At 67.7% G+C, this 15,766-nt stretch carries 2 protein-coding genes; both read right to left on the reverse strand.

What is annotated here, in order from left to right:
* Positions 1-16: 16 nt before the first annotated feature.
* Positions 17-5,320, reverse strand: a complete 5,304-nt coding sequence (locus NN4_RS37110) for a type I polyketide synthase (RefSeq protein ID WP_308633348.1) — start codon at positions 5,318-5,320, stop codon at positions 17-19.
* A 103-nt stretch (positions 5,321-5,423) separates the two neighbouring features.
* A partial coding sequence (locus NN4_RS37115; RefSeq protein ID WP_147140958.1) for an SDR family NAD(P)-dependent oxidoreductase occupies positions 5,424-15,766 on the reverse strand: 10,343 nt, incomplete at its 5' end.

The following is a 15,766-nucleotide window of genomic DNA, read 5'->3' on the forward strand; positions in this document are numbered from 1 at the left end:
GACCGGCGGACAACCTTCAGGAGATTCGAGCTTCTCCTGCTGCGGACCCCACGAATTCCGATGGCTCATGGTGCCGCGAAATCTCCCGCGCCAGCTCACGAGCACCTTGCTGACCGAGCAGCGTGATCACGGGCAATCGCACACCCAATGCCTCGGTGAGCCTGTTCCTCAGGTTCATGGCGGTCAACGAGTCGAAGCCCCATTCCAGCAGCGACAAGTTCACATTCAGCACACTCGCATCGGAGTATCCGAGGATCTCACCGGCGATATCGCGGATCGTTCGCTCGATGAGTTCTTCGCGGTCCGCACCCACCAGGCGATGCCATTCGGATGGTATTCCGATCGCGGAGGTCGCACTCGGCAGAGGTTTCCGATGCGTTCCATGTACAGTTTTCAAGAGCTCGGATGAATTCGCATCGTTTTTCGCCAGTGCACCCGAATCAATTCGTATCGGTATAACGACGGGTCGGCTCGATTGCAACGCGCGGTCGAAGGCGGCGAGGCCGTCTCCCATTTTAAAACCCTGCACGCCCTTTCTTTTCAGGCGGCTCCAATGGGCTTCTTTCATTTCCGCAGCCAGCCCGACCGACTGCCACGGTCCCCACTCTATCGCCGTGGCCGGAAGTCCGAGCCCGCTCCGATGGTGCGCGAGAGCATCCAGGAAGGCATTGGCACTGGCATAATTCGCCTGCCCCTGAGCCAGCACGGTTCCCGCCGCCGAGGAGACGAGGACGAACAGATCCAGATCATCTTCTCTGGTCAGGTCGTGCAGATACCATGCCGCGTCCATCTTGGGCCGGAGTACATCCTCGAACCGCTGCTCGGTGAGCTCGGTGATCGGCGCATTATCGACTACCGCCGCCGCGTGAATTACGCCGGTCAGCGGTCCTCCGCGCCGTATCCAGGACAACAGATCGTGTATCTCGGATCGATTCGACACGTCACACGATCTGATGTGAACCTCGGCACCGAGATCGCTCAATTCGGCGCACAGTTCCGCGGCCCCGGGGGCCGCCATGCCCCGGCGGCTGACCAGAACCAGCTTCTCGACGCCATGCCTTTCCACAAGACGGCGCGCAAACAGCGCACCGAGGCCATGCGTACCGGCGGTGACGAGGACAGTGCCGCCGGGATCCACGGCGCGCTCGGATCTTGCCGAACCCTCGTCGGAGCGGAGGCGAATCAGGGCGGGATAGTAGATGCCGCCAGCGCGAATTGCCAGCTCGGATCGACCGGTCGCGATGGCGCGGGGCAAAAGAATTCTCGCCTCTTCGCTGTCGTCGATATCGACGAGCTGGATTTTGCCAACGGCTTCCTGTTGCGCGGCTCGCACCAGGCCCCACACCGGAGCCTGCCAGAGATTCACCTCGTCAGAATCCCGCACACAGACAGCACCATGTGTTACCACAACTGTCGTATCGTCAGCGACGCCGCCATCGGACTCTAGTTTCTTGATGAGGTTCAGTACGGAATAGAGATTCGAGCGTGCACCATCGAGACTTGCACCGTGCCCGTCCTCGCATTCGTGTACGGAGACATCGGCACTGTCGACTTCGAGAGCGGCATTGGACGAGGATGACACGGGCCCCTGGATCGGCTCCGTTTCTTTCCACTCCAGGACATACATATCTCGGCCGATCCGCTTTGCGGAGTCGTCGAGTGCCTGTGCATGTATCTTTCGGCCATGTACCGATCGAACCGAAAATACCGGCTGATGATCTGGAGTGAAAGCGGTAATATCGTATCCGTCGGTACCGTTGGGACGGATCTCGGCGATCAGGCTTGTCGCATCGACCGCGTACAGCGCGAAATTCTGCCACAAGAACGGCACAATCATCTCGCTGCGATCCGCCCCGGCTGCTATCAGCGGGTGAAAGATCGAGTCCAGCAACGCCGGATGAAGCCCATATCTCGGGGCATCGGAGGACAGGTGGTGCGGCAGCGAGCTTTGCACAAAGATATCCGCACCTCGGCGCCATACCGCCTGCACGCAGTGGAAAGTCGGTCCGTACGCATAACCCCGGCCGAGCAACTCGTCATACAAGCCGGCACAGTCGACTGGTGTCGCCTCGGCCGGAGGCCATGGTGACGGCGGTACCGAGCGCGGGTCGGGGACGCTACCGAGGACCCCTTCCGCATGCAAGGTCCAGGATGCACTGTCGAGCACCCGGTCGTCGTCCACCCGGGAATAGATTCGCACCGAATAACCACCCTGGTCTGCGGTACTTTCGACCCGGACCTGGACTGCCACGATATCCCCGGAACGAACTGTCAACGGCGATATCAACGTGAGATGACGAAGAGCGGTGCAACCGACTTCGACCCCCGCACGCATCGCCAGTTCGACCAGACCTGTTCCCGGCATGACCACGACTCCGGCGATGACGTGGTCTGCCAGCCACGGCTGCGCCAAAGGCGACAACCGGCCCGTCAAAATCACGCCATTCGTTTCCGGATTCGCGATCACCGCGGCCAGTAGCGGATGATCCGTCGGCATCAGGCCCAACGAACGTGCGTCGATATTCGTATGACCGCTGTCGATCCAGTAACGATTTCGCTGGAAGGCATACGTAGGGAGGTCGACACGCGAAGCGCCGGCCCCGGACAAAACCGCCGACCAGTCGACATCGATACCGGATGTGTCCAACTTCGCAAGCGTCGATAAAAGGTCCGGCACTTCAGGCTTGTTTTCCTTCGGCATCGTCGACGCAACCATAATTTGGTCCGACTGGACCGTGTTGTCCACCGAGACGGTCAACCCGGAAGCCGGGCCGATTTCGATGAACCGGATACACCCTTCGCGTTCCAAAAACTCGACCCCGGCACCGAAACGCACGGTCCCACGGGCCTGCTGTGCCAGATATTCGGGCCGAGCATACGCATTGGGATGAATTTTGCCGTCGATATTGGATACCACCGGAATCGCGGGCGCGGCGGACACCAGACCATCGACCAATCTGGTGAAATCCGGCAGAATAGGATCGATCAACGACGAATGGAATGCGTTCGATACCCGTAGCCTGACCGTTCGGTGACCCAATTCCCGGAGACGCTTCGCGACCGCATCCACAGCATCAGACGTGCCGGAAATGACCACCGATTCGGGCGCGTTCACTGCGGCCACGTCCACATCTTTGCCCAGCAGAGGGACGATTTCCTCCTCGTCTGCCGCGACGGCGATCATTGCGCCACCGTCCGGCAAGGCGTCCATCAGCCGGCCGCGGGCCGCGACCAGTGTGGCGGCATCATCGAGGGACCACACGTCGGCCAGGAAGGCCGCGGTGATTTCTCCTATGGAGTGACCGATCAGGTAATCGGGTTTCAGACCGAAACTTTCGACCAGCCGACACAGCGCCACTTCCACCGCGAACAGCCCCGCCTGGGCAAACACCGTCCGGTTCAGTAGGTCCTCGTCCGCCCCCCACACCACCTCTTTCAGCGAGCAGTCCAACCGCTCGTCCAGCTTCGTGACGACTTCGTCGAAGGCCGCCGCGAAGACTGGAAAGACGGCATGCAGGTCACGTCCCATACCGAGGCGCTGGGCACCCTGACCGGGGAACACGAACGCTGTCTTACCCGGCGCGGCCGCCGAGCCCCGGGCCGCATCCGCGCCAGGACGGTGCTCCACCGTCTCGGACAACCTCGCCAGCAATTTCTCGCGGTTGGCGCCCAGAACGACTGCTCGATGGTCGAACCTGGATCGCTCGGTGGCCAATGACCAGCCGATATCGGCCGCGTCCAGCTCTGGGTGTGCCCGAACATGCTCGGCGAGCCGGCGAGCCTGTGCCGTCAGCGCCTGCGGGCTCCGTGCAGAGACGACCCACGGAAGCAACGGCAACGGCGGCCACGCCGAATCATTACCGCCCGAACCACGTTCGCCGGGCGCATCCGAGTTCTGTTCGGCAGGCGCCTGTTCCACGATGACGTGTGCGTTGGTGCCACTGATCCCGAAGGACGACACCCCCGCACGCCGGGGCCGACCATGGTCCGGCCACGGCAGGGCCGCATTGGCCACCCGCACCGCACCGGACGACCAATCCACGTGTGGCGTCGGCTCATCCACATGCAGCGTCGGGGGTACCACGCCGTGCCGGATCGCCTCGATCATCTTGATGATGCCCGCCACTCCTGCGGCAGCCTGGGTGTGACCCAGGTTCGACTTGACCGAACCCAGCAGCACGGGGCCGTGCTGCCGGGCACCTCCGAAGACCTCGATCAGCGAGGACGCCTCGACCGGGTCGCCGAGTCTGGTACCGGTTCCGTGCCCCTCGATGACGTCGATATCGTCGGGGCTCAGTCCACTGTTCGACAGGGCCTGCCGAATCAAGCGCTGCTGCGCCCGGCCGTTCGGCGCGGTCATTCCGTTGCTCGCGCCATCCTGGTTGACCGCCGAACCGCGCAGCACGGCCAGCACCCGGTGCCCCAGTCGCCGGGCGTCCGACAACCGCTCCAGCACAAGCACACCCGCGCCCTCGGAGAAGCCGGTGCCGTCGGCGGCGGCCGCGAACGATTTGCACCGACCATCCGGTGCGAGACCACGCTGCCTGCTGAACTCGACGAACGTGGCCGGTGTCGACATCACCGTGACCCCGCCGGCCACCGCCATCGAGCACTCACCCTGCCGTAATGCCTGTACCGCCTGATGCACTGCCACCAGCGACGAGGAGCACGCGGTATCCACCGTCACCGCGGGACCTTCGAACCCGAACAGGTAGGAGACACGTCCCGACAGCACGCTCGCCGCGGTCCCCGTACCCAGGTGCGCCGCCGACTCCGGTGGCACCGCGCCCGGCCGAGCACCGTAGTCGTGGTACATCGAGCCGACGAACACACCACAATCACGACCACGCAATGCAGCTGGATCTATCCCCCCGCGCTCGAACGCCTCCCACACCACCTCGAGCAGCACACGCTGCTGCGGATCCATCGCCGCCGCCTCATGTGGCGAAACACCGAAGAACCCCGCATCGAAATCGGCTGCATCACCGAGAAAACCACCCGACCGAGCATACGAACGACCGGCCGCCTCCGAATCCGGACCGAACAGCTCGGCCAGATCCCAGCCGCGATCGGCAGGGAACCCGGAGATGACATCGGACTCGGCGGAAAGCAGTCGCCACAAACCCTCCGGAGAATCCACACCCCCCGGAAAACGGCACCCCACACCCACAATCGCGACCGGCTCACTCGTGGCGGCGAGAAGTGCCCGGTTGCTCGTACGCAGTCGGGCGTTCTCCATCATCGACGCGCGTAGCGCCGCTTCCAGTTTCGCTGAGGTATCACTCATGTCACCACGCCTCGATCCATTGTTCTGCAACATAAAACTCACCCCTCGTATCCATGAAGGCCGGACGGCTCGTGCCAGACCGTCCGCGCGCTCGGCCGGTCACGGATGCGGCCGTAGCGGTTTCGACGGCGGGGCATCAGCGGCCGCTTTCATCGAGGGCGAGGTTGATCAGGCTTTCGGTGTCGAGGGTGGCCAAGTAGTCGGCGTCGAGCTCCGCTGCCGGGGTCGGGTCCTCGGCGGAGTCCGCGAGGCTCTGCAATACGGTGACCAGCCCGGCGCGGCGCAGCGCTGCGACGGGAATGGCCGCCAGCAGTTCACGGATCGCGGCGTCGCTGTCGCCGGGCACGGTCTCGGACTGTTTCGCCAGGCCCAGTTCGTCGGCAACATAGCGGGCGACATCGGTGACCGTCGAGTAGTCGAAGACGAACGTGGTCGGCAGTCGCAGTCCGGTCGCGGCATTGAGCCGGTTGCGGAAGTTGACCGCGGCCAAGGAGTCGAATCCCAAGTCGCTCAGTGCCTTTCCCTCGGGGACGGCGGTCGCGTCCGGGTAGCCGAGCACGGTGGCCGCAGCCGCAGCGACCAGTGCGGTGGTGGCTGCGATCGCCTGGTCCGCGTCCAGCGTCCGCACCCCGGCGGCCCATCCCGCCTCCGTAATGTCGACGTCGGCAGCTTTGCCCCTGCCGCGGCCGCCGATCAGCTGCCGCAACACCGCGGGCAGCAGGCCCGCGGCCGCGTTGCTCCGCAGCTGGGGTAGGTCGAGGCGGGCAGGCAGCGCCGACGCCCGGTCGCTGTCGAGACAACGATCGAGCAACTGCATGCCCTCGGCCGGACTCAGGGCACGGACGCCGTTGTTGACCTCGATGACGGCTCCCTGGTCGCTTCCCATGGCGCCGCCACCGCCGTCCCACAACCCCCACGCGGCCGAGATGCCGGGTAGACCGAGCTGACGGCGGTAACCGGCGATCCCATCGAGGACGCTGTTGGCGGCGGCATAGTTGGCCTGACCCGCGCTGCCGAGGGTGCCCGCCGCCGAGGAGAAGAGCACGAATTGCGTCAGGTCGGTGCCCGCGGTGAGGGTGTGCAAATTCCAGGCACCGTCAACCTTCGGCCGCAGCACCGCGTCGAATTGCTCCGGTGTGAGCGAGTCGACGAGTCCGTCGACGAGCACGCCGGCCAGGTGAATGACCCCGGTCAGCGGTGCCGCGGCGGGGATGGCGGCCAGCACCCGCGCCAACGCCGCCGCGTCCGCCACATCGCAGCTCGCGCAGGTGACAGCGGCTCCGGCCGCCGTCAGCTCCGCGATCAGCGCGTCGCCGGGACGACTTCGGCTGAGCAACAACAGATGTCTGACTCCACGAGCGGTCACCAGGTGCCGGGCGACGTGTGCGGCGATCGCGCCGGTGGCACCGGTCACCAACCAGGTGCCGTCCGTCCGCAGCGGTGCGGGCACCGGATTCGACCGTGGTGCGCGGACCACGCGTGGCACGACGGCCGCACCGTGTCGCAGCGCCAATTGTGGCTCGGATGCCGCAATCCCCGCGGAGACGATGTCTGCCAGCGTATGTCGGCTCGCCTCGTCGTCGTCGATGTCCACCAGTACGAATCGGTCGGGGTGCTCGATTTGCGCGCTGCGCAGCAACCCCCATGCTGCCGCGCCCGCCGGATCGGTAACGGCGTCACCGACGCCGGTCGCGACCGCGCCGGTGGTGACGACCACCAGCGTCGAGTGGGCGTAGCGGTCCTCCCGCACCCAGGTCTTGACAGCGTCCAACAGCCGCGCGGACACCGCGCGCACCGCTACGGGTAGGTCGACGTCGGAGGGGCCGGCGGCGGCGAGCAGCACCACGTCCGGCAGCTCCGTGCGGCCCGCTATATCGGGCCAATCTTGGTGGATCGTGACCGTTGGGGCCGGTATCGCGGTTCCGTCCCGCACCACATCGGACAGCGGTTGCCAGCTCAGGTCGTACCAGGCGTCATCGATGGTCGAGGGCGCCAGCTGCTCGGGCGACACCGATCGGGTGACCAGGGAGCGCACCGCGGCCACCGGCGCGCCGGTATGGTCGGCCAGCCGCACCGACACCTCGTCCGGGCCGATGGCCGACAGCCGCACCCGCAGCGCCGACGCGCCGACCGCCGCTACCGAGACACCGGACCAGGCGAACGGCATCCGAACCTCGTCGGGTCGGTCCCCCGGCAGCAGCGTCAGCAGCTGGATCGCCGCATCGAACAACGCCGGGTGCAGGGTGTACGCCGTGCCGTCGGTCCCCTCGGGCAGCGCGATCTCGGCGAGCACTTCGTCGGCGACCGCCCAGGCGGCCCGCACGCCCTGGAAAGCCGGGCCGTAGTCATAGCCGCGGGCGGCAAATCGGTGGTAGAAATCCGAGAGGTCGAGCTGTGCAGCACCAGCGGGCGGCCAGGTGCCGACGCCGAATTCCGCCACCTCAACCTCCGGCTCGACGAATCCGCTGGCATGCCTGATCCATTCGCTGCCCTCGTCGCGGCGCGAGTAGATGCGCACCGCACGGCGGCCTGCGTCGAGCCCACCGATGGTCACCTGGGTTCGGACCTGCGCTCCGGCGGCGAGCAGCAGCGGCGCCTCGAGCACCAGTTCGTCGACTCGGCCGCAGCCCACCCGCTCACCCGCGTGCAGCGCCAACTCGAGCAATCCAGTGCCCGGCAACAACACCGATCCCAGCACGGCATGGTCGAGCAGCCACGGGAGCGCGGCCACCGGCAGGTCGCCGGTGAGAGCCGCGCCGCCGCCGTCGGCGAAGACCACCTCGGTGCTCACCAGCGGATGGCCGGACTGGCCCGCCGAGCGCGGCACGGGCGCCGCGAGCCAGAACCGCTGCCGCTGAAAGGCGTAGGTGGGCAGCTCGATTCGACTGCCCTCGGGAAGACCGGGCCGTGCTACCGGCGCGCTGGCGGCAGTCAACTCCGCGACGGCCGCGACGAGCGTCCTCGGTTCCGGTGTGCCGGCCCGCAACGCGGCGACAAACACCGCGTCCGCGTCATCGGGTAGGCATCCGGCGGTCATCGCCGTCAGCACCCCGCCGGGACCCAACTCCAGATATCCGGCGACACCCAACGCCGCCAGCACCGCGACACCGTCGGCGTACCGAACCGCACCGCGAATATGCTCGGCCCAATACCCCGGCGCCATCAGCTGCTCCGCCGTCGCGAGCGTCCCGGTCACATTCGAGATGATCGGGATCATCGGCGGGTGAAATGACAACCCGGCAATCGCCGCCTCGAACTCCGCCGGCACCGAATCCATATGCGGTGAATGAAACGCATGCGACACCGTCAATCGCTTCACACTGCGGCCCGCATCCGACCACACGGCGGCGATCTCCGCCACCGCGTCCGCATCACCGGAAATCACCACCGACGCCGGACCATTCACGGCCGCCAGCGCCACCAGGCTCGCCGAACCGGCCAGCGAACCGGCCACCTCGTCCTCGCTCGCCGCAATCGCGACCATCGCCCCACCCGAGGGCGCCGACGCCATCAACCGCGCCCGCGCCGCCACCAGTAGACAGGCATCCGCCAGCGACAACACACCGGACACATGCGCCGCCGTGATCTCCCCGAGTGAATGCCCAATCAGATACCCCGGCACCACTCCCCATGACGTCACCAACCGGAACAACGCCGTTTCCAACGCGAACAGCGCCGGCTGTGTGAACTCCGTGCGATGAATCAACTCACCGGCTTCGTCGAACATCACCTCCCGCAACGGAACCGACAGCACCCCGACGAACTCCGCACACACCGCATCCAGCGCCGCCGCGAACACCGGATAGGCCTCGTACAGCTCCCGCCCCATCCCCGGGTATTGACTCCCCTGCCCGGTGAACAACATCGCCGGCGCCCCACCGGCCGCCCGATGCACCGCGCCCGCACCCGAGGCCAGCCCCGCCAGCCCCGCCAACAACTCGTCCCGGCTGCCCGCCACCAGCGCGGCCCGATAATCCAGCCTCGCCCGAACGGTCAGCGACGCAGCGACATCCGCCACCGCAACATCCACCGCATCCGCGACGAACGCTCGCAGCTTGCCCGCATACGCCCGCACCGCCGCCTCGTCACCGGCGGACAACATCACCGCGACCGGCTCGGCCGAAACCGGCTCGGCCGAAACCGGCTCGGCCGAAACCGGCTCGGCCGAAACCGGCTCCGCCACAGCGGGTTCCTCCAGAATCAAATGCGCATTGGTGCCGCTGATGCCGAACGAGGAGACCGCGGCGCGGCGCGGACGGCCACTGGCTTCCCACGGCCTCGGATCGGTCAGTAGCCGTACCCCACCCGCCGACCAATCCACGCGACGCGACGGTGCGTCCACGTGCAGCGTCTGCGGCAGCACCCCGTGCCGCATCGCCAGCACCATCTTGATAACGCCCGCGACGCCCGCCGCCGCCTGCGTATGTCCGAGGTTGGACTTCAGCGATCCCAACCACAACGGCCGCTGCGGATCCCGATCCGCGCCGTAGGTCGCGATCAACGCGCCCGCCTCGATCGGGTCGCCCAGCGCGGTGCCGGTGCCGTGCGCTTCGACCGCATCGATACTGTCGGCCGCGACGCCCGCGTCAGCCAGCGCCGCGCGGATAACCCGTTGCTGTGACACGCCGTTCGGTGCGGTCAGGCCGTTGCTGGCGCCGTCTGAATTCATCGCCGAGCCCCGCACCACCGCGAGAATCCGGTGACCGTTGCGCTTGGCGTCCGACATCCGTTCCAACAGCACCATGCCTGCGCCCTCGGAGAAGCCGGTGCCGTCGGCCGCGTCGGCGAACGAACGGCACCGTCCGTCGGGCGACAGCCCGCGCTGGCGACTGAACTCAACGAAGGTGTTCGGTTTCGCCATCACCGTCACGCCACCGGCCAGTGCCAGATCACATTCATTGCTGCGCAACGACCGCAGCGCCAGATGCATGGCCACCAGCGACGACGAGCATGCCGTGTCGATCGTCACCGTCGGCCCCTGGAGACCGAATACGTAGGCCACTCGACCCGAGATAACGCTGACATGCGACCCCGTGCCGATATATCCCTCGGAGTCCGTCGCGCCCGCACCGTAACCGCTCGCCATCGCGCCGACGAACACACCGGTGCTGCTGCCCTGCAGTGCATCAGGAGCGATGCCCGCGCGCTCGAACACCTCCCAGGTCGTTTCCAATATCAGCCGCTGCTGCGGATCCATCGCGACGGCTTCGCGTGGACTTATGCCGAACAGTTCGGCATCGAACTCCGCGGCGTCGGACAGGAACCCGGCACGGCGGGTATACGACTTGCCGACCGCATCCGGGTCGTCGTCGAACAGACCGGCCAGGTCCCAACCACGGTCGGCCGGGAAGTCCGACACCACTTCGGCACCGTCGACGACCAACTGCCACAGCTCATCCGGTGTACCGGCCCCGCCGGGATAACGACAGCTCATCGCGACGATCACCACCGGCTCGGCGGTGTCGGGCCGCGGTGCCGCGTGCGCGACGGGGAGCCGGGCATCATCCGCGCGGAGCCGGTCGACGATGTGCTCGGCGATGGCATGCACCGTCGGGTAGTCGAATACCAAGGTCGTCGGTAGCCGCACGCCGGTGGCCGAATTGAGCCGGTTGCGCAATTCGATGCCGGTCAACGAGTCGAGTCCGAGGTCCTTGAACGGCGTTGTCACCGACAGGCCGCAGGCGTTCGGATATCCGAGGACCGCCGCGACCACGTCGGCGACGAGCGAGGTCACCAACGTCAGCGCCTCGTCGAGTTCCAGGGCAGCCACGCGGCGGCCGAGGTCGTGCCCCGAGCCGACGGTATTCGCGCGCCGACGCGCGGTGCTACGGATCAAGCGACTCAGCAACGGCTGCACCGCATTCGGGCGCGGCGTCAGGTCCAAGTCGAGCGGCAGCACCACGGCCTCGTCGAACGACCGGGCCGCGTCGAACAGCCGCATACCATCGGCGGCCGTGAGCGGGCGCAGGCCGAGCGCACCGAGCCGCGCCAGATCCGCGGTGGTCAGACGCCCGGTCATCGCGCTGCCGGATTCCGCCCACAGCCCCCAGGCCATCGAGTTTCCGGGCAGACCGAGCGCTCGCCGGTGACCGATCAGCGCATCGAGGAAGGCGTTGGCCGCAGCGTAGTTCGCCTGTCCGCCGGTGCCGAAGGTGGCTGCGGCCGAGGAGAACACGATGAAGTCGGTGAGCGGGGCCGACCGAGTGAGGGTGTGCAGATTCCAGGCGCCATCGACCTTCGGCGACCCGACGGTGTGCAGCCGGTCCAGGGTCAGCGCCTCGACGACGGTGTCGTCGAGGACCCCGGCCAGATGCACGACCGCCGTGAGCGGATGCGCGGGCGGCACCGCGCGGAGGACCTCGGCAAGTGCGTCGGCGTCGGCGACGTCGCACGCCGCCCAGGTCACCTCGGCCCCGGCGGCGGTCAGGTCGTCGATCAGATCGGTGCTCGGCCGGCCCCGGCTGACCAGCAGCAGATGTCGCACGTTCCGCTCGGTCACCAGATGCCGGGTCAACACACCCGCCAGCGCGCCGGACGCGCCTGTCACCAGCACAGTGCCCGGCGCGAACGCGGGAATCGGCCGGGTCGCTGCGTCCGCGCGCGTCAACCGCGGCACCGTGCACCGGCCCGCGCGAATCGCGACCTGCGGTTCGCCCAGACCGGCGACGCCGGCCACCGCGCGCCTGCTCGCATCATCGTCATCGATGTCGACCAGCACGAACCGGGTCGGGTGCTCGGTCTGCGCGGAGCGCAGCAGCCCCCAGACCGCCGCCGCCGCCGGATCGCGCACCACGTCGCCGACTCCTGCCGCGACGGCGCCCACAGTGACAACGACCAGGGTCTTGTCCACGAAACGGTCTTCGCGCAACCACGTCTGGACGGCTTCGAGAGCATGCTCGGTCGCCGCGCGCACCACATCGGGCAACTCGGCCATCGCGTGCGGACCGGACGCCAGCAGCACGACCTCGGACAACTCGTCGGCGGCTACCACGCTCGCCCAGTCCGGGTAGAGCTCGGCCGTATCCGCGGTGTTGGCGATCTCCTCCCAGGTCACCCGGTACAGCGCCGCCGAATCCGCGCGCAGTTGCTCGGCCGTGACCGGCCGGACGGTCAGCGACCGTACTTGCGCGACCTGAGCTCCGGTCGGATCGTCGCATCGCACGGCGAAGGTGTCCGCACCGGTCGGGGTCAGGCGCACCCGCAGCGATGCCGCGCCGACGGCTTGCACTGACACCCCGGACCAGGCGAACGGCAGCAGGACGGACTCCGCCGCCCCGACGAGCAGCAACGGATGCAGCGCGGCATCGAGCAGAGCGGGATGCAGCCCAAACGCCGCAGCGTCGGCGGCCTGTTCCGGCGGCAGTGCCACTTCGGCGAGGATGTCCGTACCGTGCCGCCATGCCGCCCGCAATCCCTGGAACGCCGGGCCGTAGTCGTAACCGAGTGCGGCCAACCCCGCGTAGGCGCCCGTGACATCGAGCGGCATCGCATCCACTGGCGGCCAAACGGCGGTGTCGACCGCGAGATTCGGTGTGTCCTCGACGGCGACGAGGCCGCTGGCATGCCGGACCCAGCCGCCGTCGGCGGCGGGCCGGGAGTAGATGTGCACCGGCGCCACGCCGTTGTCGAGCTCGCCGACGGTGACCTGCACGCGGACCATCCCCTCGGCAGGCAGCAACAGCGGCGCGGATAGCACAAGCTCCTCGACCCGGCCGTACCCGAGCCGCTCGCCTGCCTCCAGCGCCAGTTCCACCAGCCCGGTGCCCGGCATCAGCACCGTCCCGAAGATCGTGTGATCGACCAGCCACGGCGTGCGTGCCGTGGACAGCTCGCCGGTGAACACCGACCCGCCGCCGGCGGCCAATTCCACTTCGTCTCCCAGCAGCGGGTGGTGTCCGGGCCGGACTACGCCGCCGGGTGACCCCGGCGCGAGCCAGAACCGTTGCCGGTGAAACGGATACGTCGGTAACTCCACCCGCTGCGCATCCGCGAACAGCGCGGAGAAGTCGACCCGCACGCCCGCCACGTGGGCGCGCCCCAAGGCGGTCACGAACTGATCAAGGCCGCCCTGGTCGGGCAGCAGCAATTCGACCGCCACCGCATCGGCCCCGACCGCGGCCACTGTCTCGGCGACGCCGCGGCACGGTTCTGTCTGCCGCAGAGTGCGGGACCAGTAGTCCCCGTCCAGTGCCGTGGTACCGACCGGCGCGCCGGTCGACGTCGAATACATCGGCACCTGTGCCGCCAGCGAACCGACCGATGCCAATGCCGCCCGCGCGTCATCGCGGGGCAGCGCGCTCGGCAACGTCACTATCCGCGCAGCATCCGACAGTGTCAGTGCCCCCGCGATGGTGGCCGCCGCGACCTCACCCTGCGCATGCCCCACCACCGCGTCCGGGCTCACACCGTGCGACGCCCATACCCGCGCGAGGCCGATCGTCATCGCCCACAGTGCCGGTCGGACGACGTCGGGCCGATCCAGCCAGGTGTCGTCCTCGCTGGTCAGCAGATCCAGCGGAGACCAATCGACGAATTCGGACAACGCGACCGCGCACTCGGACAGCGCGTCGGCGAATACCGGCGAGGAGGCCAGTAATTCGCGGGCGATCCCGCACCACGGCGCGCCCCGACCGGGGCAGACGAATACCGTCGCGCCCCGCGACGCGATGCCCGCGACGGTCCGGGCGCGCAGACCCGTCAGCACTTCGTCCCGGTTCGCGCCGACTATCACCGCGCGGTGATCGAACCGGACGCGCCGCGCCAGGGTGGCTCCCACCCCGGCGAGATCGATCTTCGGATCGTCCGCAAGGAAAGCGTGCAGCGCTACCGCGGCCGCCTCCACCACCTCGGCGGTGCGACCCGATAAAACCAGTGGAATCGGCGCACCGGCGCGCGTCGTGGGCTGCGGCGCCGGTGTCGGTTGCGGCGCTTCGATGATCAGATGTGCGTTGGTGCCGCTGATTCCGAACGCGGAAACAGCGGCGCGACGCGGCCGCCCGTCGGTGTCCCACGGCCGTGGCTCGGTCAGCAGGCGCACCCCACCGGCCGACCAATCCACATGCCGGGACGGCGCGTCCACGTGCAGCGTCTGCGGTAGAACACCGTGACGCATCGCCAGCACCATCTTGATCAGGCCCGCGACGCCCGCCGCCGCTTGGGTGTGGCCGATGTTCGACTTCAGCGACCCCAGCCACAGCGGCCGCTGTGGATCCCGATCCGTGCCATAGGTCGCGATCAACGCGCCCGCCTCGATCGGGTCGCCCAGCTTGGTGCCGGTACCGTGCGCCTCCACGGCGTCGACCTCATCGGGGCGCAGCCCGGCATCGGCCAGCGCCGCGCGAATAACCCGTTGCTGCGAAAGCCCATTCGGCGCGGACAGCCCGTTGCTGGCACCGTCGGAGTTCACCGCCGTGCCCCGGACCACCGCGAGGATCCGATGGCCGTTGCGCCGCGCGTCGGACAACCGTTCCAGCAGGACCAGGCCCGCGCCCTCGGCGAAGCCGGTTCCGTCTGCGGCGTCGGCGAATGCCTTGCACCGGCCGTCGGCGGCGAGGCCGCGTTGCCTGCTGAACTCCACGAAGATGTTCGGATTCGCCATCACGGTGACACCACCGGCCAAGGCCAGGTCACATTCCCCGGCCCGCAGGGAACGCACTGCCAAATGCGTAGCCAGCAGCGACGACGAGCACGCGGTGTCGACAGTGAGCGCAGGCCCCTCGAGCCCGAACACATAGGCCACTCGGCCCGAAATGACGCTGGTGTTCGTCCCGGTCATCAGATAACCCTCGGCACCGCCCGCCCCCGAGCCCATCCCGTAGCCCTGCGAGATGGCGCCGACGAACACACCGGTTCGGCTGCCGCGCAACGCCTCCGTATCCACCCCGGCGCGTTCGAACACCTCCCACGCGGTCTCCAGCAGCACCCGCTGCTGCGGGTCCATCGCGACCGCCTCACGCGGATTGATCCCGAACAGATCCGCGTCGAATTCGGTTGCATCGGAGAGGAACCCGCCGACATTGGCATAGGACTTGCCCAGTGCGTCCGGGTCGGCGTCGAATAATCCGGCGAGATCCCAGCCACGATCGACAGGGAATTCCGACATCACATCGCGCCCCGATGCCGCCAAATCCCACAGCTTTTCGGGCGTCACGGCGGCGCCGGGATAGCGGCACCCCATCGCCACTATGACCACCGGATCGTCGGTCACAGCGGGCTGCGCGGTGACCCCGGAGGCAGGGGTGTCGCGGGTATCGCCGGACAGCAGGATCGATTCGAGGTGCCCCGCGATCGCCTGCACGGTCGGGTAGTCGAATACCAGCGTGGTCGGCAGTCGCAGGCCGGTGGCGGAATTGAGCCGGTTGCGCAATTCGACGCTGGTCAGCGAGTCGAATCCGAGGTCGCGCAATGGCGTGGTCACCGGCAGGTCCGCACCGTCGCCGTAGCCGAGTACCGCCGCAACGCAGTCCACCGCGAGCGCGG

This window comes from Nocardia ninae NBRC 108245 (genome assembly GCF_007990755.1).
GTDB classification, from domain to species: Bacteria; Actinomycetota; Actinomycetes; order Mycobacteriales; family Mycobacteriaceae; genus Nocardia; species Nocardia ninae.

What these genes read in the sequence shown, in the direction of transcription:
- NN4_RS37110 (WP_308633348.1), bottom strand. Translation starts at nt 5,320, where the DNA reads ATGTTGCAGAACAATGGATCGAGGCGTGGTGACATGAGTGATACCTCA.